Source organism: Rothia sp. CCM 9416, assembly GCF_048513535.1.
Lineage (GTDB): Bacteria > Actinomycetota > Actinomycetes > Actinomycetales > Micrococcaceae > Rothia.
This window is the reverse complement of sequence record NZ_JBLXXR010000005.1, coordinates 66,083-92,667: the sequence shown is the minus strand read 5'-3', so window position 1 is coordinate 92,667 and position 26,585 is coordinate 66,083. Positions and strand designations below refer to the sequence as shown.

The 26,585-nt window shown below is 58.3% G+C and carries 21 protein-coding genes; 9 read left to right on the top strand and 12 right to left on the bottom strand.

Annotated elements, in window-relative coordinates; all coding sequences use genetic code 11:
- The first annotated feature begins 18 nt into the window (after positions 1–18).
- Positions 19–582 carry an NADPH-dependent FMN reductase gene (locus ACN080_RS03940; RefSeq protein ID WP_419099153.1) on the top strand — a complete coding sequence of 188 codons (564 nt, stop codon included), beginning with the start codon at positions 19–21 and terminating at the stop codon, positions 580–582.
- A gap of 117 nt (positions 583–699) precedes the next feature.
- Here the strand turns inward: ACN080_RS03940 and ACN080_RS03935 are convergent, their stop codons facing one another.
- Together ACN080_RS03935 and ACN080_RS03930 are read right to left on the bottom strand one after the other, a co-directional pair.
- Positions 700–2,865, bottom strand: a complete 2,166-nt coding sequence (locus tag ACN080_RS03935) for an MMPL family transporter (protein WP_419113094.1) — start codon at positions 2,863–2,865, stop codon at positions 700–702.
- Positions 2,866–2,982: 117 nt separating this feature from the next.
- The gene (locus ACN080_RS03930; protein WP_419104775.1) at positions 2,983–3,996 is read right to left on the bottom strand and encodes a hypothetical protein; all 1,014 of its coding nucleotides are present in this window, start codon (positions 3,994–3,996) and stop codon (positions 2,983–2,985) included.
- Between the two features lie 106 nt (positions 3,997–4,102).
- On the opposite strand from ACN080_RS03930, the gene ACN080_RS03925 reads away from it, so the two are divergent.
- Entirely contained in the window at positions 4,103–5,461 is a 1,359-nt protein-coding gene (locus tag ACN080_RS03925) for a cation:proton antiporter (RefSeq protein WP_419113093.1), read from the top strand.
- Between the two features lie 49 nt (positions 5,462–5,510).
- Here ACN080_RS03925 and ACN080_RS03920 read toward each other — a convergent pair whose 3' ends face one another.
- Genes ACN080_RS03920 through ACN080_RS03910 form a run of 3 tightly spaced genes read right to left on the bottom strand, consistent with a single transcriptional unit; the run spans position 5,511 to position 8,578 of the window.
- Positions 5,511–6,152 (bottom strand): LutC/YkgG family protein, encoded by a 642-nt coding sequence (locus tag ACN080_RS03920; RefSeq protein WP_419099149.1) that lies wholly within the window; start codon positions 6,150–6,152, stop codon positions 5,511–5,513.
- Positions 6,152–7,777, bottom strand: coding sequence for a LutB/LldF family L-lactate oxidation iron-sulfur protein (locus ACN080_RS03915; protein ID WP_419104777.1), 1,626 nt, complete (start codon positions 7,775–7,777; stop codon positions 6,152–6,154). Before ACN080_RS03915 ends, ACN080_RS03920 begins: the two co-directional genes overlap by 1 nt.
- 3 nt (positions 7,778–7,780) lie before the next feature.
- Complete coding sequence (locus ACN080_RS03910; RefSeq protein ID WP_419104778.1) at positions 7,781–8,578, bottom strand: (Fe-S)-binding protein; 798 nt, start codon at positions 8,576–8,578, stop codon at positions 7,781–7,783.
- A gap of 509 nt (positions 8,579–9,087) precedes the next feature.
- On the opposite strand from ACN080_RS03910, the gene ACN080_RS03905 reads away from it, so the two are divergent.
- Together ACN080_RS03905 and ACN080_RS03900 are read left to right on the top strand one after the other, a co-directional pair.
- Entirely contained in the window at positions 9,088–10,785 is a 1,698-nt protein-coding gene (locus tag ACN080_RS03905) for an L-lactate permease (protein WP_419104779.1), read from the top strand.
- Between the two features lie 127 nt (positions 10,786–10,912).
- Entirely contained in the window at positions 10,913–11,668 is a 756-nt protein-coding gene (locus ACN080_RS03900; protein WP_419099145.1) for a FadR/GntR family transcriptional regulator, read from the top strand.
- Between the two features lie 70 nt (positions 11,669–11,738).
- Here ACN080_RS03900 and ACN080_RS03895 read toward each other — a convergent pair whose 3' ends face one another.
- The gene (locus tag ACN080_RS03895; RefSeq protein ID WP_419111637.1) at positions 11,739–12,665 is read right to left on the bottom strand and encodes a phosphoribosylaminoimidazolesuccinocarboxamide synthase; all 927 of its coding nucleotides are present in this window, start codon (positions 12,663–12,665) and stop codon (positions 11,739–11,741) included.
- 93 nt (positions 12,666–12,758) lie between these two features.
- The gene (purD, locus tag ACN080_RS03890) at positions 12,759–14,036 is read right to left on the bottom strand and encodes a phosphoribosylamine--glycine ligase (RefSeq protein ID WP_419104781.1); all 1,278 of its coding nucleotides are present in this window, start codon (positions 14,034–14,036) and stop codon (positions 12,759–12,761) included.
- 124 nt (positions 14,037–14,160) lie between these two features.
- On the opposite strand from purD, the gene ACN080_RS03885 reads away from it, so the two are divergent.
- The 5 genes from ACN080_RS03885 (at position 14,161) to purM (ending at position 18,986) form a co-directional block, all read left to right on the top strand.
- Positions 14,161–15,159, top strand: a complete 999-nt coding sequence (locus ACN080_RS03885; protein ID WP_419113092.1) for an asparaginase — start codon at positions 14,161–14,163, stop codon at positions 15,157–15,159.
- The gene (locus ACN080_RS03880; RefSeq protein ID WP_419104783.1) at positions 15,159–15,554 is read left to right on the top strand and encodes a sterol carrier family protein; all 396 of its coding nucleotides are present in this window, start codon (positions 15,159–15,161) and stop codon (positions 15,552–15,554) included. The genes ACN080_RS03885 and ACN080_RS03880 overlap by 1 nt, the downstream gene beginning before the upstream one ends.
- 41 nt (positions 15,555–15,595) lie before the next feature.
- Complete coding sequence (locus ACN080_RS03875; protein WP_419099140.1) at positions 15,596–15,967, top strand: hypothetical protein; 372 nt, start codon at positions 15,596–15,598, stop codon at positions 15,965–15,967.
- 146 nt (positions 15,968–16,113) lie between these two features.
- The gene (purF, locus tag ACN080_RS03870; protein WP_419113091.1) at positions 16,114–17,844 is read left to right on the top strand and encodes an amidophosphoribosyltransferase; all 1,731 of its coding nucleotides are present in this window, start codon (positions 16,114–16,116) and stop codon (positions 17,842–17,844) included.
- Positions 17,844–18,986, top strand: coding sequence for a phosphoribosylformylglycinamidine cyclo-ligase (gene purM, locus ACN080_RS03865; protein WP_419099138.1), 1,143 nt, complete (start codon positions 17,844–17,846; stop codon positions 18,984–18,986). The genes purF and purM overlap by 1 nt, the downstream gene beginning before the upstream one ends.
- A 57-nt stretch (positions 18,987–19,043) precedes the next feature.
- On the opposite strand, the gene ACN080_RS03860 is transcribed toward purM, so the two are convergent.
- The 5 genes from ACN080_RS03860 to clpB form a co-directional block, all read right to left on the bottom strand.
- A complete protein-coding gene (locus tag ACN080_RS03860) occupies positions 19,044–20,813 on the bottom strand; it encodes a glycosyltransferase family 4 protein (RefSeq protein WP_419113090.1) in 1,770 nt (589 codons plus the stop codon).
- Positions 20,810–22,066 carry a glycosyltransferase family 4 protein gene (locus tag ACN080_RS03855; RefSeq protein ID WP_419113089.1) on the bottom strand — a complete coding sequence of 419 codons (1,257 nt, stop codon included), beginning with the start codon at positions 22,064–22,066 and terminating at the stop codon, positions 20,810–20,812. Before ACN080_RS03855 ends, ACN080_RS03860 begins: the two co-directional genes overlap by 4 nt.
- Positions 22,067–22,296: 230 nt before the next feature.
- On the bottom strand, positions 22,297–22,503 hold the full coding sequence (locus ACN080_RS03850) for a DUF3073 domain-containing protein (RefSeq protein ID WP_419099135.1): 207 nt from the start codon (positions 22,501–22,503) through the stop codon (positions 22,297–22,299).
- A 240-nt stretch (positions 22,504–22,743) separates the two neighbouring features.
- Positions 22,744–23,679 carry a Sir2 family NAD-dependent protein deacetylase gene (locus ACN080_RS03845; protein WP_419113103.1) on the bottom strand — a complete coding sequence of 312 codons (936 nt, stop codon included), beginning with the start codon at positions 23,677–23,679 and terminating at the stop codon, positions 22,744–22,746.
- 225 nt (positions 23,680–23,904) lie between these two features.
- The gene (clpB, locus tag ACN080_RS03840) at positions 23,905–26,493 is read right to left on the bottom strand and encodes an ATP-dependent chaperone ClpB (protein WP_419099134.1); all 2,589 of its coding nucleotides are present in this window, start codon (positions 26,491–26,493) and stop codon (positions 23,905–23,907) included.
- Positions 26,494–26,585 lie beyond the last annotated feature (92 nt).

The window sequence follows — 26,585 nt, the reverse complement described above, 5'->3', positions numbered from 1 at the left end:
GTGTGAAAGGGTAGCACCATGTCAGCAAAAATTCTTATCATCTCCGGCTCAGACCGGACAGGTTCCTTCAACACCCAGCTCGCCGAGCAGTTCGCTCAAACCGCCCAGGCTAGGGGCCTTGAGGCAGAAGTCTACAACTACTCCCATATACCCTTACTCAGTCAGAATGATGAGTTCCCCACCCGAGCTATTATTGCCCAGCTCCGCGCCGATATTAAGCAGGCAGACGGGCTACTTATTGTCTCTCCCGAATACAACGGCGCTTACCCCGCTCGCCTCAAAAACTTGATCGACTGGGCCTCACGGCCCGATCCTGCTGAAGCCCCAGGAACTCCCACTGTCCTAGCCGGTAAGAAGGTGGGTATTGCCTCGGTTGCCAACTCCAGCTACGGCAAATTTGCTCTCAAAAGCCTGGAGCATCTTATTAACTTTGTAGGTGCTGACCTGATGGACAGCCAGGGTCTCGGTATCCGCATACCGCGAGAGGCCCGTGCAGAAGGCAAACTGATTCTTGATTGGGAGCAACAGCAGAAAGCAGATACCTTCATAGCTAACTACCTGGCCTTTATCCACCAAGGATAAATTTTTACCAGCTTCTAGGAGCTAAGGACCGCAAAGACAGCGGGCAAAAAAATTACAAGAGAACTCCGGTCACCGGAGTGCTCTTGTAATTACGATTATCGCCTTGGGTTTACCGTCCTAGCCTGAGAGTTTAGAGGGCCACCAGATTTTCTTACCGAAGTCCTCTACCAGGGCCGGTATCAGCAGAGCCCGCACAACGGTAGCGTCCAAAAGCACACCAAAGGCAACGATAAAGGCCAGCTGAGCCAGGAAGATGAGCGGGATAACGCCCAGGGCAGCAAAGGTCGCAGCCAGTACGATACCCGCTGAGGTAATCACCCCGCCGGTTGCAACCAGGGCGGTGCGCAAGCCTTGCCTGGTATCCGTGAGCAGGGTTTCTTCGCGTACCCGTGTCATCAGGAAGATGGTGTAATCAATGCCCAGAGCCACCAGGAATACGAACCCGAAGAGAGGCACGGTGGGGTCTGCGCCGGGGAACTTGAAAATATGGTTAAAGACCAGGGCTGAGACGCCCAGCGCAGTCAGGTAGGACAGTACCGTGGCGGCCACCAGAATGAGCGGAGCTAGAATCGAGCGCAGGAGCAGCATTAGAATCAGCGAAATAACTGCCAGCACCACCGGGATAATCAGTGCCCGGTCATGCTGGGCACTGGTGATAGTATCCAAATCCGATGCGCTAGCCCCGCCCACTAGGGCCTCAGGAGCCTGGCTCTCAAAGGCTTGACGGATCTCCAGAATGGTTGCTTCTGCCTGCGTGGAATCAGCCGGATCAGCAAGGGTTGCTTGGAGCATCACGCGGCCGTTTACCTCGGTGGGGCTGGCAGCAGCAAAGATGGGGGGCAGACTCTCAGCAGAAGCCCCTACCGGCACGGTTCCTGCCGGGGAATCAGCAGAAATAGCGGCAACCGAGCTGACGCCCTCAAGGTGATCAAGAGCAGCAATAGCCGCATCTTTCTGCGCTAGGGGCACGATAATGTTGGCCGGGGAGCCAGTGCCACCTGGGAAGTGTTCAGCCAGCACATTTTGGCCGTCCCGAGCCTGGGAGGCACCCAGTACCAGGTCGGACTGGCGTACGCCCTCTGCCTGGAAAGTGGTGGAGAAGCCCGCAAAGACCGCCAGCAGAAGTGCGGTAGCCAACCAAACCTTACGGGGTTTAGCCGCTACGAAGGAGGCGATGCGCGACCACAGGCCGGTAGAGGCCTCGCGCACCTGGCCTGCGTACTTGGGGCGGGCAGGCCAGAAGGCAACACGGCCAAAGAGAGCCAGTACGGCGGGCAGGAAGGTCAACGACGCCAGCATAGAGAGCGCAATACCGGTTGCGGCTACCGGGCCCAGTGCCTTGTTCGATGCAAGTTCTGAAAGTAAGAGACAGAGTAGACCGGCGATCACGGTTCCACCGGAAGCCAGGATTGGTTCTAGGGAGCCTTTCCAGGCTACGGTAGTGGCCTGGAAGCGGGAGCTGTACTGGGTTAGGGCTTCACGGTAGCGGGCCACATAGAGCAAGGAATAGTCAGTGGCCGCACCCACCACAAGAATGAGCAAGATGCCCTGAACCTGGCCGTTAATCATGACCCAACCAGCATTAGCCATATGCCAAATCACGAAGATAGCTCCCGAGAGCGCAACCACCGATGATGTCAGCACCAAAATGGGTAGTAGTGGTGAGCGGTAAACCACCAACAAAATAATAAAGACAACAGCCAAAGCCACTATCAGAAGCAGGCCGTCAATGCCGCCAAAGGCTTCCGTCAGATCCGCGGTAAAGCCAGCCGGTCCGGTCACATAGCCGGTCAGTCCATCGGGGACCTGGCTGATATCTTCCCGGATTGCTTCTACAGTGTCACCGGTTTTACCCTCGGTGCTGATAGGCAGAATGATTTCGGCAGCCCGTCCATCCTCTGAGTAGATAACGGGTGAAGCCTCACCGGTGAAAGTGTCGTTCTGGGCCAGCCGGTCGGTAAGACCTTCCAGGTAGGTGCGCTGAGCGTCGGTCAGCTGGCCTTGGGCCTCAAATACCAGGATTGCGGGAATGGCGTCGGTTCCCAAGAAGTCGCCCTGTTCTTGAACGACCCGGGTTGATTCAGCCGAGGCAGGCAGGAAGTCAGTTTGCGAGTTGGTGGAGACCTCAGAAATTTTACCGAAGTAGGGGCCACCCACTCCGGCAACCCCCAACCAGACCAGGGCGAGGGTCAGGGCGATCAGAACCCTAAGCCAGGTATGTCGGGGTTTCTGCTCTTTTGTGGGATCCTGTTTCCAGGGAGCCGTGCGATTTAGCTGTGGCATAGGGGTGATGATTCCTTACTTCATAGTGCCTTGGCCCCTACTCTACTACTCATCGACTCAGTAGCACTCAAGGCCAACCCCGTACGGCCCAAACCGTAGCTTCTGGTTCATGGGCCGCTAGCCTCGACCCGATACCCAGGCCAGAGCTGTTTCGAGGGGGCCACGTCTCAAGAAGGTGTGCCCCAAGAACCGTTGCCAAGCCCAGGCGAAGAGTAGAGCCAGAACAATCAGGCCGAACATCATGGGCCAGGAGTCATCACGGGCAGGTAGCCCGTAGCCCACGGCATAGACCGAATAGGCAGCCAGAACCGCGATCTGAAGAACATAGAGAGAAAGGGTCATACGACCGGCCGCCACCAGGGGAGCCAGAAACCCTTCACCTTGGCTCAATACTCGGGCCAGCAGACAAGACCAGCCCACCACCGCGAGACAGGCACTGAGGCTAAACCCAATTTCTAGGCGACTGGAGGTGTAGGGCAGGAATTCTGGAACGGCAGTTCGGGAGTACCAGAACAGCAGGCCTGTCAGACCGGTTCCGGCAACCGCAACTGCGGCATCTCCCACAGCTCCCCAGCTTTCCAGGCCAGCGGCCAAGATAGCGCCCAGGCAGGCATAGGTCAGCAGGGTGAGCACCTGGTAGCTGTGGCCGGTAAAGGCCCAGTCGTAGAGGTAGGCGGTGTAGCTACCGTTGAGGGTAGCCTGAGCGGCATCTGCGGCAAAGTAGGTGCGAGCCGGGGCCGCCCACCACCAGCAGGCCACCGCCAGGGCACCCAAAGCCCAAGCCGGCAAAAAGACCAGGGGTGCCATGATGAGGCTGAGCAAGCCCAGGTACTGGAGCACAATATCCACCTGAGCCCCCCAGCTACTGATATAGAGCCCCAGAGCAATCAGTGCAATTGCACGGACAACAGAGCTAGCAAAGAGACTTGGGAAACCCATGCGCTGGGATGAGTAAAAAGCTGAGGCCCCCAGAAGCAGAGCGAATAGGGGCGCAGTCAGGAACTCACTGAGGTTAAGTAGCCCAGCGGGGCCACCCGTCGGGGCAGTGTGGGCAACAAACATGCTAATCAGGGCGATACAGCGCGCCAGGTCGATACCAATAATTCTGCCCGCTCCGGAATGGTCTGGCATAGTCCTCCCTCACATTTACTCAGAGATAGCCTAACACCGACTCATAAGGCGGTAGGGTAGTCGCTGGTCACTAGTCTTTTACAAACGACATATGAGAGGACGTTCTATGCCCTTTGGAGCGAGCGAAACGACAACTCTTCTTGCCGCTGGTTCCTCAACAACCAGCGAATATATCTCCATTTTTTGGATCTCGCTGGTAGCACTCCTGGCTCCTCTAGCCAGCAACCTGGTCCGCAAAAAGATTCCAGACGTTGTTTTCCTCATCATATTTGGCACCCTGATCGGCCCTCATGTCTTAGGGCTTGCCAGCGGTGACGAAGGGGTTTCCCTCCTCAAGGACCTAGGGCTGGGTTTACTCTTCCTGCTAGCCGGTTATGAGGTCAACACAGCCTCACTACGCGGTCGACAGGGTGGATTTGCCGCGGGCGCATGGGCTGTGAGCTTCACTCTGGGCTCGCTTCTTGCCATGGTTTTGACCGGTTTCAAAGGGGATCTGTCGGTCTATGCGGTCATTGGTATCGCCATGAGCTCCACAGCCTTGGGCACCCTCCTTCCCTTACTGAAAAGCCACGGCAAAACGGGAACTACGGTAGGTGAAAGCGTCATGGTTCACGGGGCTATCGGTGAGGTTCTGCCCATCTTTGCTATGTCCTTGCTCCTTTCATCGCATTCTCCTTGGCTGGCTGCTCTGATTTTGGTGGCCTTCATGCTTGTTGCCCTGTTCTCAGCAATTCTGCCTCATCGTCTTTTTGAAAAAATTCCTGGCTTAAGCAGAACCATGGCCGCCGAGGCTAACACCACTAGCCAAACCATGCTCCGCCTAGCCATGTTGTTGCTGGCTACCTTGATGATGGTAGCTGCTGTCTTTAATCTCGATGTGGTGCTAGGAGCCTTCGCCGCAGGTGTTATCTTACGCTCGCTGACCCCAGATGGAGCCTTCGAACCATTCTCCAAACGTCTAGAGGCCCTGGGCTTTTCCTTCCTGATTCCCCTTTTCTTCGTGTGCTCCGGCATGGGAATCACGGTTTCAGTTATCTGGGAACAGCCCCTGACCCTAGCAGCCTTAATCCTGGGTATTCTCTTAGTACGCGGGCTACCGGTAGTTCTAGCTGAACGGTTCTTAGACACCGGCTCAGGCTTGCAGACTCCTCAGGAGCGGCTCCAACTGGGTCTCTACGCCTCAGCTGGCCTGCCCATGATTGTGGCGGTCACAGAGGTAGCGCTAGCTCATAACCTCCTCACTGAGCACAATGCTTCTCTGCTCGTAACCGGCGGTGCCCTAACAGTTCTTCTCTTCCCCTTATGGGCATCCGCTATCGGAGCAGTTGCTAAGGGTAGCTCCACCCCCACTCCGGAAGTCTCCAAGGATTCAAGAGAGCTCCGGAGCGCCAAGAAGCAAGAGCGTTCGGCTGCTGTGCAGGCAGCAACCGGCGTTATGCCCCTCGTTAAAGAGAAAGGGGAGTAGCTACCAGATCATCAGTGGTAGCTACTCCCCTAGGGCCTAACCAAAAGGCCTATTTGAGGATAATGACATCCAGGGTGCGGGGGCCGTGTACGCCCTCCACGCGAATCAGCTCAATATCGCTGGTTGCTGACGGCCCCGAAATCCAGGTCACAGGCCGGGAGAAATCCAGGCGGGAGACGGTCTCGGGAATCAGCTCCACAACAGTATCCAGGGGAACCACGCAGATGTGGTGGTCGGGTACCAGCGAGATCGCGCGGCGGCCTTCCTGATCGGTACTGTTGAGCGCAATAGTGCCGGTCTCCGCGCAGGAGACGGTGGATGAAGTCACCACAGCGTCAACGGCGTCGAGTTCACGCACAGACAGAGCACCGGGCTTGTTAGCGTTGCCCGAGTCCACCATGCGGGAACGGGCGGCGGTGTCTTCAGGCAGCCACTGACTCTTCAGGCCAGAGGGGACCACGTAGCGAGCTGACTTACCCAGCAGCTCAGCGATACGCTCGGCAATGGTTTCCTCGGTTTCCTGGTAGACATTGGCCTTGTAATCAACCAGGCGGTCAATCAGAATCTCGGTGATCTCCTCAATACCTTTGTCGCTCTCGCGGCGGTAGTTGCGGATAGGTTCAGCGGGCTGAGGGCTGTCCCATAGGGAGGCGCGGATGCGACCCAGGATTTCTGCTTTTGCATCAGACATTAGTTAGCCTCCTTGGGGGCAATGGGGTTAGCGGCCGCGGCGTTAGCGTGGGCCTCAGCGATCTTTGCCTGGTTAGCGGCTATAAGTGCCTGAACATCAACACGCTCGCCAGCTACACGCTGGGGAGCCTGCCCGCGTTCCTTCTTCCACTGGTTACGGAAGGAGGTCTTGGGGGGTTCAGGAATGTCACGGTAGTCGGTCCAGCCGCCCACAATACCGGGGAGTTTGGTGATCTTGTGATTCTTGCCGGTAATCAGCTTGGAGGCAGGCAGACCCTTGGTTGCCAGTGCCATCATCTTGCCCGAGGAGAAGAGCTTCTTAGCGCCAAACATCATGGCATCCATCTGCAGGTGGCGGTCTTTCTTGCCACCGGCAAATTCGCCCTGAGCCTTTTCGGCGTCCACAGCCTTACCGCGCAGGTGAACCAGCACTTCGGGGATGTTGATTTTGACGGGGCAAGCGTCATAGCAGGCACCGCACAGCGATGAGGCGAAAGGCAGGGTCGCGTTATGTTCGTTCTCAATGCCGCCCAGCTGGGGTGAAAGGATAGCACCAATGGGACCGGGGTAGGTGGACCCGTAGGCGTGGCCACCTGCCCGTTCGTAGACGGGGCAGACGTTCATACAGGCTGAACAGCGGATGCAGTGCAGAGCCTGGCGGCCTACCTGGTCAGCCAGCGCTGCGGTACGGCCGTTGTCCATGAGGATAACGTGCAGGTTCTGGGGGCCGTCACCAGGTGTGACACCGGTCCACATGGAGGTATAGGGGTTCATGCGCTCACCGGTAGAAGAGCGGGGCAGGAGCTGGAGGAAGACCTCGTAGTCCTGAACGGTGGGCAGAATCTTCTCGATACCCATGAAAGTAATCAGGGTTTCAGGCAGGGTCAGGCACATACGGCCGTTACCTTCGGACTCCACGATGGTCATGGTGCCGGTATCGGCGATACCAAAGTTTACACCGGAGATAGCGACCTTATTGGTCAGGAACTTTTCGCGCAAACGGAAACGTGAGGCCTCGGCCAGTTCAGCAGGGTCGTTGCTCAGGTTGGGGTTGACGCCCTCAATCTTCTTGAGGAAGATGTCACGGATTTCGGTACGGTTGCGGTGAATGGCGGGTACCAGAATGTGTGAGGGGCGGTCGTTATCGCCCAGCTGGACGATTTCTTCTGCCAGGTCGGTCTCGATGGCTGAGATACCGTGCTCTTCGAGGAACTCGTTGAGGCCGGTTTCTGCGGTCGCCATGGACTTGATCTTGTTGACCTCGGTGACGCCTTCAGCCTGGATCAGTTTGAGGGCAATCTCGTTGGCCTCATGGGCATCGCGTGCCCAGTGGACATGACCGCCCTTGGCGGTAAAGTTACGCTCAAATTCTTCCAGGTAGGTGTCTAGGTTGGCCATGACCTTCTGCTTGATCATGGAACCGGCGGTGCGTAGGTCCTGCCAGTCTGATAGCTCCGAGATAACAGCGGCGCGCTTGTTGCGAATCTTATGGGTGGCAAAACCCAGGTTGGAGCGCAGCTGCTCGTTCTGAAGCTCACGTTCTGCGTATTCGGGGAAGGGCTCAAATTCGAAGATATTGCCCACGCCGTGACGGACTTTGGGCATACCGAGTGCGGTGCTTGACATGGTTTATTTACCTCCTGCGGTGACAGCAACGGGGCCATCGACCTTGAGCGGGTTGTCCTTGGTGGATGCTAGGATCTCGGCGTAGTGTACGGTGCGCACAGCTGAGTCCTTGCGGGAGAGGGCGCCGCCAATGTTCATCAAGCAGGAGGCGTCGCCACCGGTGCAAACTGAAGCACCGGTCTTTTCAATGTTTTCGACCTTGTCGGCAACCATTGCGCCGGAGGTGTCAGCATTCTTAAAGGAGAAAGTGCCACCGAAGCCACAGCACTGATCCAGGCCTTCAATCTGGGTGTACTCCAAGCCTTCGACGGTGCGGATAAGGTCTTCTTGGCGGGTGCCCAGACCCAGCAGACGCATGCCGTGGCAGGATGAGTGGTAGGTGACTTTCTCGGGGAAGTAGGAGCCCAGCTGCTCGGCAGCATTGGTAATACCGCAGACATCAATCAGGAATTGGGAGAGCTCAAAGGAACGAGCGGCCAATGAAGTAGCGGCCTGAGCGGTGGCGGTATCGCCTGCACGCTCAGCAATCATGGGTTGCTGGTGCCCCAGAGAGGCAACGCAGGAGCCAGAGGGCGCTACAATCGCATCAAAATCCCATTCTTCAAAGGACTTTACGTGGTTCTTGACGATGGGATAAGCATCGTCAAAGTAGCCCGAGTTGACATGCATCTGGGAACAGCAGGTCTGACCCTGCGGAAAAACAACCTCGTGACCGAGACCTTCCAGAATGTCTACAGTAGCCTGAGCCACCCTGGGGTACATTGCGTCGACGATGCACGTTGAAAACAGTGCGACACGCATCTTAATTTCTCTCTTCTTCAGTGTGGCAGTGAGCCTGCCTGAGGCCTAACACGGGCAGGTGAAAAACACGGACTTCGTGATGGGAAAGGCTAGACAGGCAGATGCCCGTTCGATTGGCTTCTTTATCCTTCATTTAACACGATAAATAAGAGATTTTAATACTTTAAATAGGTCATATTTTCTTGTGCAAAATAAGATAACCTTGCCCTGCCCTCTCCTGGCAGAAGTCAGGGGCGGAGGCAAGGAGGCTACCCACCCCCCATAGAACACACAATCTCACCTGAAACAACAAAGCAAGAAGCCTGGAGGCGGCCAAGGGAGTAGAAAGCCATAGGAACGGAAGGTGACAAAAATTTATTCCCTCAAAAGTTGGTGAGCGTGAGAAGTCTCATGTATCGTAGAGCCCGAAAACAATGGTCTGACCACATGCGGTTAGACCACAAATTTTTTGGCTTCTCCCCGCAGCTTAGGGCAGGAGCACTCACCACACATCACATAAGGAGGACGCAGTGGAAAATACCTATACCGCTGTAACCGACGCAGTCGGTGGTAGCCTCGCGCTGAGCGCCCTGGTCTCAGCCCTGCCGCTACTTGCATTCTTTATCATGCTCCTAGGCGTCAAGGCTCGTGCCCACGTCTCAGGCTTGGTCTCACTTCTCGTTGCTATCCTCGTTGCCGTCTTCGGCTTCGGTATGCCCTGGGATTTGGCCGGCATGTCCGCTTTCCGTGGCGGTATCTACGGCATCTTCCCAATCGTCTGGGTTATTCTCATGGCTATCTGGTTCTACCAGATCACCGTGCTCTCAGGCCGCTTTGAAGACCTGCGCCGTACCTTCGACCTGATCGGCGGCGGCGACCTACGTATCCAGGCCATCCTGATTGCTTTCTGCTTCGGCGGCCTACTCGAAGCTCTGGCTGGCTTCGGTGCCCCCGTTGCAATTACCGCAACCATGATTCTGGCCCTGGGTGTCAAGCCCCTCAAGGCAGCTACCACCGTTCTGATTGCTAACACCGCACCCGTTGCCTTCGGTGCTGTCGCTATCCCGATTACCACCGCAGGTGATGTTGGCGGTAAGTCAGCAGCCGATATCGCAGCAATCGTTGGCCACCAGGCTCCCTTCATCGCTTTCTTCGTCCCCTTCATCCTGCTCTGGATCCTGGACGGCGTTCAGGGTCTCAAGGATGCCTGGATGCACGCAGCGGTTATCGGCGCTTCCTTCGCTATCGCTCAGTGGTGGGCCGCAACCTACTTCGTCTACCAGCTAACCGATGTTATCGCCTGCATCGTCTCCATCGCTACGGCTGTTGTCTTCCTACGCTTCGTCAAGCCCCGCGGTGTTGAGGGCGTCCGGGAGCGCTACGGTATCACCGGTCCCATCGAAGCTGAGCACCTGCCCGGTCGTCGTATCTGGATGGCGCTTATGCCCTACCTGGTTGTTGTGATCATCTTTGGTCTGGCCAACCTGATCGATGATGTTGCCAAGTGGCTCAAGAGCACCGCGATCACTTTCGATATGCCCCTGCTCAAAGACCGTCTGCTCACCGCCTCAGGCGAGCCCGTCAAGACCGTTTACGCCTGGCCCTGGTTGAGCAACCCCGGTACCTACCTGCTGATCTCGGGCATCATCGTTGCGGTTCTCTACTCCATTTTCAACGAAAACGGCAAGTACAAGATCTCCCTGGGTGATGCTTTCAAGGAAATCGGTGCTGTTGCCTACAAGATGCGCTGGTCAGCAGTAACCATCGCCTTGGTTCTGGCCCTGGCCTATGTCATGAACTACTCCGGCCAGACCGTCGCTATCGGTCAGTACGTTGCCTCACTGGGTGTTGCCTACGCCTTCCTGGCTCCCATGCTGGGCTGGGTCGGCACCGCTGTAACCGGTTCAGATACCTCAGCTAACGCCCTCTTCTCCAAGCTCCAGGTCACCGCGGCTGAACATCTGCAGGCTAACGGTATGACCGGTGCTCACCCCGAGCTCATGCTGGCTGCTAACACCACCGGCGGTGTTGTCGGTAAGATGATTTCGCCCCAGTCCCTTGCTATCGCCGCTACCTCGGTTGATATGGAAGGCCGGGAGTCCGAAATCTTCAAGGCAGTTCTTGGCTGGTCTCTTATCTTGCTCCTGGCGGTTTGCCTTCTGGTCTTCCTGCAGGCAACCGTTCTCAGCGGGGTTCTTGTTGAGCCTTACATCACCGGTGGCCACTAAGTTTTAGTAGCCCACCGCTGAGGTAGTACTCAGTAACCCCATAAGGGCGGAGCAGTACCGGCATCAAGAGCCTGTACTGCCCGCCCTTTCCCTTACCCCAGGCCCTTCCCAAACCGAAAGTCAGCGCGTGAAAGACAAAGAACCCACTTACACTGCTCTGCTTGAATCCATTGAAAACCGGCTACGCCACGGCCAGCTCCGCCTAGGTGACCGGCTCCCCGGTGAACGGAGCTTGGCCGAAGAGTACGGCATCTCCCGCGCCTCAGTCCGTGAAGCCCTGCGTATTCTCAGCGCTGTGGGTCTAATCCGTTCCGGTGTTGGCTCAGGCCCTAAATCCGGTGCTGTCGTCGTTTCTCAGCCTTCCGACGCGCTGGGCTGGGCTCTACGCATGCATATCGCCACCCGCACCCTACCGGTGGCAGATATTGTCAGCACCCGTGTTCTGCTCGAAGGTGAGGCGGCGGCTAAAGCCGCCACCCAGGCCCACCTGCCCGAGCACGCCGAGTCTTTAGCAACAGCCCGCCGCTACCTCGAAGAGATGGATAGAGACGACATCTCCGATGAGCGTTTCCACTTCTGCGATACGCGTTTCCACTACGAGATTTCCTCGCTGGGGAGCAACATCGTTATGGATACCGTTATCGACTCACTTCATCTGGCCACCGTCAGCTACGTGCAGGAGGCCGTGCCCTACCTGGAGGACTGGGCTAGCACCAAATCCAGGCTCCAAGAACAGCACCGGGCCATCTACAAGGCCGTAGCAGCAGGCAATGCCCAAGCTGCACAAATGCACGTGACAGAACATATCCGCTGGTTCTATGCGCTCTCCGAGATTGGCGCTACCCACGCCGACTATCATCGCAAGGTCCGTGACCTGGCCTAAGCCCGCAACACCTATGTCATAGCAAAGGGGAGGGAGCCTAGAGCACTCCCTCCCCCTGTAAGCCGAGCCGCTAGGCTACAAACTCCTGCCCGGTCAGCCGTTCGAAGGCTTCAATGTAGCGGGCACGGGTCTTTTCCACAACATCGGCGGGTAGCTCCGGCACGGGGCCAAGGCCATCCCAGCCGGATTCTTCGCTCTTGAGCCAGTCGCGCACATACTGTTTGTCGAAAGATGCCTGTGGGCGGCCGGGCTCGTAGTCTGTGGCATCCCAAAACCTCGATGAGTCGGGGGTCAGGACCTCATCACCCAGGGTAATTTCGCCCCGGTAGGAGTCTGTGCCAAATTCAATCTTGGTATCGGCCAGAATGATGCCCCGTTCACGGGCAATTTTCTCGGCGGTTTCGTAGACGTAGAGGGTCAGCTCCTGCAGGCGGTCAGCGATAGCCTCCCCCACCTCTTCATCGAGTTCCTGGCGGGTGATAGGTTCATCGTGCTCCCCTACTTCGGCTTTGCCGGTGGGGGTAAACAGGGCCGGTTCGAGACGGGAGCCATCGACCAGTCCGCTAGGTAGCTCATACTCATTGACCTTGCCGGTCTTCTGGTAGGAGGCCAGCCCGGAGCCGGTCAGGTATCCACGCACGATGCACTCTACCGGGAACATGTTCAGTGACTTACAGATCATAGCGCGACCAGCAACAACCTCGGGGACATCGGTGGAAAGCACGTGGTTGGGTACCCCCTTAAGCTGGTCAAACCACCAGAGGGATATCTGGGTGAGAATCTTCCCCTTGTCAGGGATCTCGGTAGGCAGTACCTGGTCAAAAGCGCTGATGCGGTCGGAGGCAACCACCATCACGGCACCGGCACGTAATTCAGCATCGTCTTTAAGGTTGATACCTGTGACATCCTGGGTATCTTCGGCGGGGATATATAGGTCGCGTACCTTGCCAGAGTAAACGTGCTTCCAGCCTGGAATATCAAGAGGGGTATGGTTCATCGCGTTCTCCTGTGGGTGAGCATGTGGGGTAAATGAAGCTATAAAGGAGTGACTGCCCGCCGGTGGGTACGGTGGGCAGTCACTCGCAGCAGTTTAGGGGGTGGGAATGGTGATCCGGTTTTTGACAGCGGCCAGGGCAATATCGGTACGGTATTGAGCGCCTTCCCACGAAATCTCTTGGACCCCAGCGTAGGCGGCCTGGCGTGCTTGATCAAGGGTTTGGCCCAGGGCAACCACGGCTAAGACGCGGCCACCGGCAGTCACGGTCTCGCCGTTCACGCTGGCTGTGCCCGCGTGGTCTATGTGCACGTTCTCCAGGGCGGCGGCCCTTGCAAGGCCGCTAATGGGGTCACCCTTGCGCGGGGTATCGGGGTAGTTCTGGGAGGCAATAACAACGTCCACGGCGCTCCGGGGGTCCCAGTCAAGCGCGAGGTCAGCGGGTAGCTCACCCTTAGCGGCGGCAAGAAGTAGAGCACCGAGCGGGGTGCGCAGACGGGCTAGAACGACCTGGGTTTCGGGGTCGCCAAAGCGGGCGTTAAACTCAATGACCCTGATACCGCGGCTGGTAGCGGCTAGACCGCAGTAGAGTAGGCCCACAAAGGGGGTTCCGCGACGGGCCATCTCATCGACGGTGGGCTGGGCGACCCGTTCAATAACATCTTCAACAAAGCCTTCGGGGAGCCAGGGCAGTGGGGTGTAGGCCCCCATGCCACCGGTGTTGGGGCCACGGTCGCCGTCAAAGATTCGCTTGAAATCTTGGGCTGGGGACAGGGGCAGGCAGGTAGTACCGTCTGAAATGACAAACAGGGAGACTTCGGGGCCGTCCAGGAACTCTTCAATGACTACGCCACCTCCGGCGGCAAAGCAGGATTCGGCATGAGCCAGCGCAGTATCGTAGTCATCGGTGACCACAACGCCCTTACCTGCGGCCAGGCCGTCATCTTTCACAACGTAGGGGGCACCAAAAGAGGTCAGCGCTGATTCGGCTTCTGCCCGGTTAGTTGCAATGTGAGCCATAGCGGTCGGCACACCGGCACTTGCCATGACTTCTTTAGCGAAAGCTTTAGAGCCTTCAAGCAGAGCAGCAGCTTTGGAGGGGCCAAAAACGGGGAAGCCCTGCTCGCGCAGAGCATCGGAGACACCGGCGACCAGGGGCGCTTCGGGACCAATAACCACTAAATCAACGGCCAGATCGGTCGCAAGTGCGACAGCTGCCCGGGGGTCATTAGCATCAATTGCGTGAACGGGGACATCGGCTGCAATCCCGGCGTTACCGGGGGCTGAGTGAATCTCAGTGACAGCAGAATCTCGTAGGAGAGCTCGGATAATTGCGTGTTCGCGACCGCCAGGGCCCAAGACCAAAACCTTCATTCTTTTAGGCTACCGGCTAGGTCACGTTTTTATATACCTTTCAGGGCTTTCCTACCACATATTGAGCGGGTTTTTTCATATCCTGACCTCACCGCTCGCTAGGACTGCCCGCTACACTTGAACCATGCACACTTTTCAGGCCGGTAGCGCAGCAGAACTCGCAGTCATTACCCGAGGCAACTTTATAGAGTCCAGGCATGTGGGCTCCCTGGTGGTGCTCTCCCCCAGCGGTAATACAGCCCTGGCCTTGGGGGCACCGGAGGAGCTCATCTACGCGCGGTCTGCCCTCAAACCCTTTCAGGCTATTGCCTCAATGAACGCCGGCGCTGAGCTTCAGGGCGCACAGATTGCCCTAGCTTCAGGCTCCCACACCGGCTCCTTTGAGCACATGACGGTCGCCCAGGGCATCTTGGCCGAGGCCGGCCTGAGCGCCGATGACCTGCTCTGCCCGCAGGCCTGGCCCGCCGACGAGCCCAGCCACCAGGCCCTCTTGAAAGCAGGCCACGGCAAACAGCGCCTGGCCTTCAACTGTTCCGGTAAACACGCCGCCTTCCTGTGGGGCTGTGTCAAGTCGGGCTGGCCTACCGAAGACTATCTCTCCCCCGATCACCCCCTCCAAGAGCTGGTAATGCGCACCATTGAGCAGTTCACCGGCGAGGAACCCCAGCACATTACCGTGGACGGGTGCGGTGCCCCGCTCGGTGCAACTTCTCTCACTGGCCTAGCACGCGCCTACAGCGCTCTGGGTTCAGCGGTGGAGAACATTAAGGCCGATGCCCGCGCCGCCACCGTTGCCACCGCAATGGTGGACTACCCCGAGTACGTCCACGGCCATAACAGCTCCGATACCCTTTTGAGTCAGGCGCTCGATGCCGTGGTCAAGCGCGGTGCCGAAGGCGTACTGGCTATTGGCCTGCGGTCCGGGGCCTCTGTTGCTCTGAAAATCTTGGACGGTTCCAACCGTGCCGCTCCCCTGGCCGCTGTCCGGGCCCTCCAAGCGGCAGGCTATATCGACCGGGAACTTGCGGACCGGGCTGTGGCCGCAACAACTTTCCCCATTACCGGTGGTGGCGCTGCCGTGGGAGCCATCGAACCGGGCAGGGCTTTTGAGGGACTGCTCTAGTGGCTATCCGCCGCAAAATATCGGAGCAAAACGGTGCCGCCGCCCTGGCCCAGGTACGGTTAGCGCTCACCACAGGCACAAGCGACGGTGAAAGAACCCAGGCCTTTGCCGCCCTACCCCGGTCGGTGCGGGCCACCGCTGTCCGCTATTCCCTAGAGGAACTGGCCACCCTGGCACCGGGAAATTCGGTTGAGGTACGCGTTCCCCCCTACGGGGTTACCCAGTGCATTGCCGGGCCACGGCACACCCGCGGCACTCCGCCCAACGTGGTCGAAACAGATGCCCACACCTGGTGTTGCCTTGCTCTGGGGCTGGTCCGCTGGGAGCAGGTTCTTTCTAAAATTTCTGCTTCGGGTTTACGATCAGACCTCAGCGAGCGCCTGCCCCTCTTCTAGCCGCGCTCCCGGAAAGATAAACCTTGGTATCGTTGGTGTCTATGAGTCTTCTATCTAAGTTCCGTCAGCCCACCGAGCCGCAGGCTCCCCTTACTGAGCAGGATAAGCAGGCCGCCCCCGGCCAGCACTTCTCACCGGCCACAGCACCTGAGCGCGCCCAGCTTACTGTGCGTAGAGCTCCCTCCTTGCCTGCCTTCGCTATCACCGGTCTGCTCATTGGCCTGGTTGTTGCTTTTGTGGTTACCGCGCTGGGCCCGGAGAACCCTAGCTACACCTTTGCAGCGGTCTTCGGGGTCATGGCCGTTATCTTTGGCACCCTCTGTACCGCAGCAGCCATCGGCCTGGCTCTCTTGCTGGAGCGTCGTTCAATCCGGCATACCACCACCTACAAAGCTATCAGTACCAAAGACTAAGGGTTTCTTGGCGACACTCTCTTCATAGATGTGGATACCTGTTATCACCTAGGTCGCAGACAGGTACACTAGGAATGTTCGCTCGCTCACGTTTATCCTAGGCGTGAAGGCGAGATAACCACCACAGAAGAGATGGAAAATCCACCTTGGCTCGTCCTGACGGAAAGCTCTCCTTCGACCTGGACCCTGTAGACCACGGCCCCAAAGATGAATGTGGTGTCTTTGGTGTATGGGCTCCCGGCGAAGATGTCGCAAAACTTACCTACTATGGCCTATATGCCCTCCAACACCGAGGCCAGGAATCTGCCGGTATCGCAACCAGCGACGGCAAGCACCTCAGCGTGTATAAAGATATTGGTCTGGTATCCCAGGTATTCGATGAGACCACCCTCAATGCTATGCAGGGGCATCTATCCATCGGGCACTGCCGTTACTCCACTACCGGTGGCAATATCTGGCAGAACGCCCAGCCCACTCTAGGGGATACCCCGCACGGGACCCTGGCCCTGGCCCACAACGGTAACCTGGTAAATTCGGCTGATCTCTACGACCGACTCCTGGCAAAAAATGGGGGTAAACGCCCCGAACGTGGTGAACTGGCTCAGGGTAACACTACCGATACTGCGCTTGTTACGGCGCTCCTGAAAGAACACAGCTTCGAGAGCTTAGAAGAAGCGGCACTGGACTTACTGCCCACCCTGTCGGGGGCCTTCTGCCTGGTTTTCATGGACGAACAGGCCCTATATGCCGCGCGTGACCCGCAGGGGGTCCGTCCTCTGGTCTTGGGTAGGTTGGATCGAGGCTGGGTCATTGCCTCTGAAACTGCCGCCCTCGATATTGTGGGCGCCTCCCTGGTGCGAGAAGTCGAACCCGGTGAGTTCATCACCATTGACGAGGACGGTTTACGTTCCCAGCGGTTTGCTTCAGCTCAAGCCGCCGGTTGCGTCTTTGAGTATGTCTATCTGGCCCGCCCCGATACTACGATTGCCGGTCGAAGCGTCTACGAATCCCGGGTGGAAATGGGCCGCCAACTTGCCCGTGAACACAAGGTTGAAGCTGACCTGGTCATGCCCACACCGGAGTCCGGAACGCCTGCGGCTATTGGCTATGCCCAGGAGTCTGGTATTCCTTTCGGTAACGGCCTGGTCAAAAATGCCTACGTTGGCCGTACCTTTATTCAGCCCTCTCAAACTATCCGGCAGCTGGGTATCCGCCTTAAGCTGAACCCTCTGCGTTCGGTGGTTGAGGGTAAGCGCCTGGTTGTTATTGATGACTCGATTGTTCGTGGCAATACCCAGCGCGCCCTGGTACGGATGCTCCGTGAGGCAGGAGCCAAGGAGGTTCACATTCGAATTTCTTCGCCTCCGGTCAAGTGGCCCTGCTTCTACGGTATTGATTTCGCTTCTCGCTCTGAACTCATTGCTAACGGGCTGACCATTGATGAGATTCGTCAGTCGCTGAGTGCTGATTCCCTGGGTTATATCTCCGAAGATGGCATGATTGCAGCCACCGAGCAGCCCCGCGAGCGCCTGTGCACTGCCTGCTTTACCGGTAAGTATCCTATTGAGCTTCCGCATGAGGACCGACGCGGTAAATCTATTCTGGACAAGGTCTCCGGTGGCCCCCTAGCAGGAACTGCTGCTGAGGTGACGGTAGAACGCCCAGTAGCCCATAAGCCTGACCACGCCCAGGCTATTTCTCTTGAGACTCGGGCCGGGTCCAGTTCACTGGAAAAAAAATTTGAGGATCCGGCCCAGCAGTCGCAACCTGCACGGCCAGGCTGCGAGCCCGGCCCCGACGCTGAGCTTGAAGATTTGGTACTCCCCCAAGACACACTCCCTGCCGCTGAGTGCGGCACCGACCGAGAGGCAGGCTGATGAGCCAAAACCAGAACGCAGTTACCTACGCTTCGGCGGGGGTTGATGTTGAAGCGGGTGACCGCGCCGTTGAACTCATGAAAGACGCTGTTAAAGCAACCCACGGTGCCGGTGTAGTAGGCGGCGTGGGTGGCTTTGCTGGCCTGTTCGATCTCTCGGTGCTCAAGGGCTATAAGAAGCCCTATCTGGCAACCTCCACCGACGGTGTGGGTACCAAGGTTGCTATTGCGCAGAAGCTCGATATCCACCACACCATTGGGCATGACCTGGTGGGCATGGTGGTTGATGACATCGTGGTAACCGGTGCCAGGCCGCTCTTTATGACCGACTACATCGCAACCGGCAAGGTTGTGCCCGAGCGTATTGCCGATATTGTGCGCGGTGTGGCTGAGGGCTGTTCTTTGGCGGGTACCGCCCTGGTAGGTGGTGAAACCGCTGAGCACCCCGGCTTGCTGGCTGAGGACGAATACGATCTTGCCGGTGCTGCGACCGGCATCCTTGAAGCCGATGAGCTCTTGGGCCCCGACCGGGTGCGCGAGGGCGACGTCCTGATTGCTATGGCGTCTTCCGGTATTCACTCCAACGGCTATTCACTGGTGCGTAAGGTGCTCTCCCTTGCGGGCTGGGAGTACCAGCGGCAGGTCCCCGAGCTGGGCCGTACCCTAGGTGAGGAACTTCTGGAGCCTACCCGCATTTACACTGCTGACTGCCTGGACCTGATTGAGGCTTTCCCCGTCAACGGTGAGGACGGCCAGACCGGTTCCGGTATCCGTGGTTTCTCGCATGTGACCGGTGGCGGCTTAGCCGCTAACCTGGCACGCGTTCTGCCGGTAGGTACCGTGGGTATGGTAGACCGCTCCACCTGGGAGATTCCGGCTATCTTCCGCCTGATCGGGGAACTAGGATCTGTGCCCCGGGCAGACCTTGAGCGCACCCTCAACCTGGGTGTGGGCATGATTGCCGTGGTTGACCCCTCGGTGGCTGATGCCGCTCTTGCCCGACTCAACCAGCGGGGTCTGCCTAGCTGGGTGCTGGGCACCGTTGAGGCCGACACCGGCCAGCACAGGGACAACCCCGACTATGTGCAGGGCGCTAAGGGCGTAGACGGCGGTGCCGCCGTGCTCCTTGGTTCCTACCGCTAAACAGAGAATGAAATGGCCCGGAGCTTGTGTTCAACCTCCGGGCCATTGTGAGCATTTTTAGGAGTCAGTCAGCCGATTATAGATTCCTTGGACGGTACGGGCGTTCTGTGCCCAGGTGCGGGTTCGAGCAAAAATACGCCCCTGCTGGGACATACCCCGGCGCAGGTCCTCATCAGTTGCCAGAGCGCACAGTTGCCGGGCAAAAGAGCCGGGGTCCCCTGCACTGGCGATTAGGCCGGTGGGTCCGGTCACCCGGTTCTCAACAAGTTCGGTCAGCGGGGCTAGGTCGCTCACAAGCAGAGGCCGGTTCAGCGCCATAGCTTCAATGGGTTTGAGCGGGGTGACACTCTGGCAGACCCTATCGCGGGTTCGGGGCACAGTAAAAACGTCGAGAGCCTGGTGGGCTGTGTAGGCGGTGTGTGGGTCTACTTTACCCAAAAAGACGGTGTATTCTTCTAGGCCCAGGGAGCGGGTCAGAGCTTCAAGACGCACCCGGTCACTACCGTCACCGGCCAGCATCAGCCGCGCGTCAATACCCTGCTGGCGCACCACCGCTAGCGCCCGGATGAGGGTATCGAAGCCCTCATAAGGTACCAGTGAGCTAACCGAGCCGTACCAGAAGCCCTCAGCGCTCAGCCCCAGTTTCTGGCGGGCCTGAGCCGGGGTCAGGTCAAGGTCAAAGAGGCTCTCATCAACGCTGTTGGGAACCACCGTGATTTTTTGAGGCTCCAGGCCCCGCTCCACCAGGGTACGCTTCATGGTCTCGGAGAGAGTAATGAGGTGGTCAGCGGCCTGCATGATCTGGGTTTCCCGGGCTCGGGTGAGAGCGAACCGTTCGCTGGCGGCGGCGCTCTCGCGGCGCGCCTCAGGCTGGTGGGAAAGCCAGGTTTCTTCCAAGATACCGCGTACCTCGTAGACCCAGGGGATATTCCAGTACCGGGCCAGGGATCGAGCCACCAGCCCGTTATGGAAATGGGTGGTGGTATGGATGAGGGCTGGCGGGTTATCCGCGTAGCTGTAAGCTAGGTGCCTGACCCACTGCTCGATTTTCTGGGGCTGATACGACGCCAGTTTCCAGGGTAGGTGACGCCGGTAGGTAATACCTTCGACCCTTGCGGTGGGGAGGGCATCGAGCTTACCGACGGTCACGGGGTAGCCGGTGCGGGTCTCTGCCCGCAGGTTTACCCCGCGCTGCGCCAGGGCGGTCAGTAGGCGGTGGGTTCGTAGGGTGTAGCCAGACTGGGTTGCAGGTAGAGAGTTAGTAATCAGGTGCAGGGCAAAGGGTCTACGACCGGGCCGAGCGGCGCCGGTAGCCGGTGAGTTTTCGTTCAGCTGGGGAAACCATGTTTCTTGCAGGAGGGTGGCCTCAGCTGCGAGTTTTTTAGCCAGTCTTTTCTTTCCGCTGGTGTTTGCTATCGCGCATGCTTCGGTCAGGCGACCAGCCGACCACAGCGCCCGCGCCAGGGTAACCGGGGGCAAGTTCTTGTCGTGTTCCAGGTCAACCAGGTTGGCAGCAGCCAGTACCTCCCAACCCAGCCGGGTGCTGATACTATCTGCGCGTCTTTGCCCTGCCCGAAGGCGCTGTTCTGAAAGCGCCAGTGCTTCCTTATCCCCGGTCATCAGTGCGCCCATGGCTTGGGTTCCCACCCAGGGTGTACGGCTCAGACCGGTACCCAGAAGCTGACGGGGGCCAGCGGGGAGCCGCCGCGTGGCTTGAACCGCAAAAACGGCGGGGTCTGTGCCCAGGGCACCCACACTAATACGGACGGCAAGAGTCGCATTCTTTGCCAGGTAGGCTAGCTGTGATGCTCCTTGTGGCAGGCTCATGAGTGTGTCCTGCCTGTCTCTACCGCCTTTTCGAGCACCGTGAGGTAGCGCTGGGCTAGCTGGTCGTAGTTATAGTTCTTGAAGATAAAGTCACGACCTGCATGACCCACCTGGAGCAGTGAACGATCGGTTGCCAGGCGGCACCACAGGTCAGCCAGTTCCTGAGGGTTCTCAGGCTCTACCAGGGCACCTACCCCCACCGCTTGCATAATGTCAGCAGCTTCGCCGGTGACCAGGGCTATGGGAAAACGGGGCACGGTCAGCAGTTCATACAGTTTGGAGGGTACGGTGCGTTCAAAAGCCGGGGTATTTTTGAGCGAAACAATCGTGGCATCGCACCATTTATAGTTTTTACGGACCTGCGAGCGGGGCTGTAAAGGCTGGAACTTGACGGGTAGGTTCCTTGCCCTGGCGTAGTCCTGGAGCATCTGCCGTTCTGCTCCCTCCCCCACAATACGGAGTTTAAAGCGGGTCTCGGGTTGGGCTTTTTGGGCCATTTCTAGAGCCTGCAAGAGGGTGATAAGCCCCTGGGAACGACCAACCGTCCCAGAATAGAGCAGACGGAGTTGACCTGGGCGTTGGGGGGCCGGATCTATCCTGCTGTGAAACATAGTTGGGGTGACCCCGTTAGTGATAGTTACGACCTCCTGCATGTTGCGCCCACGCAGTTTTCGGGCGAAGCGGTGAGTAACGGTAACCAGTACATCGGCCTGCCGCTGGGCTCGGGTAAAGGACCGTGAGAAGCGGCGCTTTACCCGCTCACGCAGGGCGATACCACTGATTTCTTGGCTGGGTCTGGCCACAATATCGGGCCAGGCATCGCGCAGTTCAAGAACCAGGGGCACACGCAGAAGCTTTTTAATAGCGATACCGGCGTAGGCCGAAGGCAGCCCCGGGACGGTTGCAACAACAACATCGAAGCGATCCCCGCCGAGAGCCAGGATCAAGGCTTTACCCACCGAGCTGGTAGCGGTAATAATCTGATCAGCCAACCGGGTTACTCCGGAAGGACCGTGGAGAAGATAGGGAAGACGTAAGACACGCTCCCCATACTTACCTCGGTGAATACGCGGAGTATCCCGGTGCTTTTCACGCAGGAATCGGCTGGCCTCCGCATCCGGGTAGTGGGGCGGCGGACAGAAAACGGTCACCTGGTGTCCTGATTTCTGCCAGCGTTTTACCAGAGCCGACCAACGGCGCTGAGGCGCACCAATTTCGGGCGGATAGTAGTGCGTAACGACAAGTATTTTCATTGAGATGATGTGTGCTGGGTGTGGTTGGCCAAGGGCGATTATTGGGTCTGTAACTACCTCAACTGTACCCCTTTTAAGCCCTCCTATGCCTGTCAAAAACCCTCGTCTTGCCTCTTCTCCTTGGGACAGTACTTCCTGGGGGCATAAAATAAAAGGGCCTGCTAGCATTTGCTGCCAGCAGGTCCTTTAGGGCTGGGTGAGGTAAGAACCCGCATCATAAGGAGGCGGTCTTACTTCTCCAGGTATTCATCGGCGTACTTATCCACATAATCCGAGTAGTCGTCCTCATCATCGTAGTGATGAGCAGACGCCTTAGGCTTGGATTTGCCACTTGTTCTCAGTTCACGTTCGAGTGCCGTGTAATCAGTATCGGGGCTGAAATATTTCATCTCCCGAGCCTGCCGAGTTGCTTTAGCCTTTTGACGGCCGCGCCCCATGGCGAGACCCCCTCTTTATCGCTCGTATCTGGCTACCCATCCGTGCTCAAGGGAGAACCAGAAAATCTTTCAGTCTTTTCCGTATACAAGGGTACCTTGTTTTAAGCATATTTGCTTGTCTGTTCGCCCAGTGAGATGTAAGAAGCATAAAAAATAGGGAAGACCCCTCATATTACGAGCTACTTCCACCCAGGAAGCTCACCCTTTTACGCTCTAGATTCAGAGATTTAGTCTCCAGAGTTAAGTGAGTCTTGAGGAATTGCCCCTGAGCAGATAAAGCGCTTCTGCAAGGTCTTCGCGCCAAAGATAGGTTGCGCGGCGATCAGCGCGGCCCGGTCCGCGGTTAATGATAGCCAGGGGCTTTCCTGAACGGACGGCATCGAGGGCTATCTTGTAGCTACTCATGACAGCCAGGGAGGATCCGAGTACGAGCAGGGAGCGGGATTGCTCTAGGAGGTCTTGGACACGGGTTTTTCTGGTGGCGGGGACGGGTTCGCCAAAGTAGACCACGGCAGGTTTGAGACGGGTAGAGCCGCAGGCAAGGCAACCGACCATCTGAAAGTCGCGGATAAAGGTAGCGTCTAGGTCTACATCACCGTCGGGGTTGACCTGTAGGGAAGGGCCGGTGACCCTCTCAAGGTAGCCTGGGTTAGCGTCGTTAATGCGAACATCAAGGCTGGTGCGGGCTTCTTGGGCGCCACATTCGAGGCATTGGATGGTGGAGAGGTCTCCGTGGAGCGGGAGCACGGTACGGCTCCCGGCAGCGGTGTGCAGGCCGTCTACGTTTTGGGTGATGATGCCGGTGAGGTGCCCGCTGTTTTCGAGCTCGGCCAGTAGGTAGTGGGCGGTGTTGGGGTGGGCGCGGCTCATCTGCCGCCAGCCGACGAAGGAGCGGGCCCAGTAGCGGTGGCGGGCTTGGGGGTCGTAGAGAAATTCTTGGTAGGTCATGGGCCGGTGGTTGCGCAGTGATCCGGCGGGGCCCCGGTAGTCGGGTATTCCTGAGCCGGTAGATATGCCTGCCCCGGTCAGGGCCAGCACTGCCCCGTCGGTAAGGAGTTCCTGGATGCCCCGGCAGGCAACTTCGGGGTCGGTGGGCGGGGTAGTTTCGTGGACGACCCGTTCGATAGAGCGCAGGGCGGCGGCGTGGGTGGCAGCGATGTGGGCCTGCTCGGTCAGGTGGGTGGGCTCGCCCGCGTAGCGGGTATCGAGTCTTTCTCCCCGGTGATGCGGTTGGTTCTCTCTCACTCTTCCAGTGTAGGTGAGTATCTCCGCAGCATCAGCCCTGGCAGGTGCAAGGGGGAGGCAAGCTGGCTGGGGCTGACATGAATTGTTCAGCGAGCGCCAGCGAGCCGGGCAGGAAGGAAGCTTGCCGACCGACCTTGCACCTGCGGTGAAGGAGGGTTAGCTGGCTGTAAGGACCAGGCCTTCCACGGCTACATCGGGGTTAATATCCACCCGGACGGTGTCACCGTCCTTGATAGTCCCTGCAAGGATTCCTCGTGCCAGGCGGTCACCGATTTCTCGCTGAACCAGGCGGCGCAGGGGACGGGCGCCGTAGGCGGGGTCGTAGCCTGCTAGTCCCAGCCACTCGGTGGCGGCAGGGGTGACATCCAGGGTCAGTCGGCGGTCCTCCAAGCGGCGGGCCATGGACTTGATTTGCAAGGCCACGATGGAGGACAGGTCCTCTGCGCTCAGTGGCTCAAAGATGATGAGCTCGTCCAGGCGGTTGAGGAACTCCGGTTTGAAGGCGGCGTTGACCGTGTTCATAACTGCGCTCTTGCGGCTCTCATCGTCCAGGTTCTGGTCGATCAGGAACTGAGAGCCCAGGTTGGAGGTCAGGATGAGGATGACGTTACGGAAGTCAACGGTGCGGCCCTGGCCGTCAGTGAGGCGGCCGTCGTCAAGAACCTGGAGCAGGATATCGAAGACTTCGGGGTGGGCTTTTTCGACCTCGTCAAGTAGAAGGACGGAGTAGGGGCGGCGGCGGACTGCTTCGGTGAGCTGACCGCCTTCTTCGTAGCCGACGTATCCGGGAGGGGCCCCGACTAGGCGGGCGACGGCGTGCTTTTCGGCGTATTCGCTCATGTCAATACGGACGAGGGCACGCTCATCGTCGAACTGGAACTCAGCCAGAGCCTTGGCCAGCTCGGTTTTACCGACACCGGTGGGGCCCAGGAAGAGGAAGGAACCGATGGGCCGGTCGGGGTCGGAGATACCGGCGCGGGAGCGGCGCACGGCATCGGCTACGGCGGCGACAGCTTTCTTCTGGCCGATCAGCCGTTTGCCGAGTTCTTCTTCCATGTGCAGGAGCTTTTCGGATTCGCCTTGGAGCATACGACCTGCGGGGATACCGGTCCAGGCGGAGATAACTTCGGCGATTTCGTCAGCTGTGACTTCTTCGGAGACCATGGATTCTTGCTGGGCGCTGCTCTCTGCCCGCTGAGCTTCGGCCAGTTGCGCTTCAAGGGCGGGGATTTCGCCGTAAAGGATCCGGGAGGCTTCTGCCAGGTTGCCTTCGCGTTGGGCTACTTCTGCTTTGGAACGCAGCTCGTCTATTTGGGTTTTGAGGTCGCCCACTCGGTTGAGTCCGGCTTTCTCAGCTTCCCAGCGGGCGTTGAGGGCGTCGAGTTCTTCCTTCTTGTCGGCCATATCTGCACGTAGGGCATCTAGGCGTTCGAGGGAAGCGGGGTCGGTTTCGTTGGCGAGCGCCAGTTCTTCCATGGTGAGGCGGTCTACGGCACGGCGGAGGACGTCGATTTCTTCGGGTGCCGAGTCGATTTCCATGCGCAGGCGCGAGGCGGCCTCGTCGATCAGGTCGATGGCCTTGTCGGGGAGCTGGCGGGAGGGAATGTAACGGTTGGAAAGGTTGGCGGCGGCGACCAGGGCGGAGTCTGCGATGGCTACCTTGTGGTGGGCTTCGTAGCGTTCTTTGAGGCCGCGTAGAATGCCGATGGTGTCTTCCACAGAAGGCTCACCGACAAAGACTTGCTGGAAGCGGCGTTCCAGGGCGGCGTCTTTTTCGATGTTTTCGCGGTATTCGTCCAGGGTGGTGGCACCGATCAGGCGTAGTTCGCCGCGGGCTAGCATGGGCTTGAGCATATTGCCCGCATCCATGGAGCCCTCGCTGGCACCGGCACCGACGACGGTGTGGATTTCGTCAATGAAGGTGACGATTTGGCCTTCGGATTTTTTGATGTCTTCGAGTACGGCTTTAAGGCGTTCTTCGAATTCACCACGGTATTTGGCACCGGCGACCATGGCACCCAGGTCCAGGGAGATAAGGGTTTTGCCGCGCAGGGTTTCGGGTACGTCGCCGGAGACCATGCGTTGGGCTAGGCCTTCGACGACGGCGGTCTTACCGACACCGGGTTGCCCGATCAGTACGGGGTTGTTCTTGGTGCGGCGGGAAAGTACCTGTATGACGCGGCGGATCTCGCTGTCTCGGCCGATGACGGGATCAAGTTTGCCTTCGCGGGCGATGGCAGTGAGGTCGGTGCCGTACTGTTCGAGGGCACCGAAAGTGCCTTCAGGGTCGGGGGTGCTCACGGTGCGGTCTCCTCGGACTGGGGGGATGGTTTCTTCTAGGGTTTTTTCGCTGGCACCTGCGGCGGTGAGGGCACGGGCGGTTGCGTCGTTACCTGCAGCTAGGGCGAGCAGGAGGATTTCGGTGGAGATGTAGGTGTCTCCGAATGTTCCGGCTTTAGCCTGGGCTGTTTGAATGGCGCTCAGCAGGGCCCGTGAGGGCTGTGCTTGGGCGGTGGATTCTCCTGATGCTTTGGGGAGCTTGGAGATTTCGGTGGATGCCGCAACTGAGAGTGCATCAACATCGATCCCTGCGGCTTTGAGGACCGCAACCGCTACGCCCTGGCGCTGGTCAAGCAAGGCTTTGAGCAGGTGGGGTGTATCGAGGGTGGGGTTGCCTGCGGTTTGGGCGTTAAGGTTGGCGGCCGATAAGGCCTCTTGGCTTTTACTGGTGAATTGAGCTGACATTTTTCTCCTGAGCTAGTAGGTCTTTTCCCTAAGGTTGAGTGTACTTCACTCAACTCATAATTGAGTCTACTACACTCAACTTATATACACCA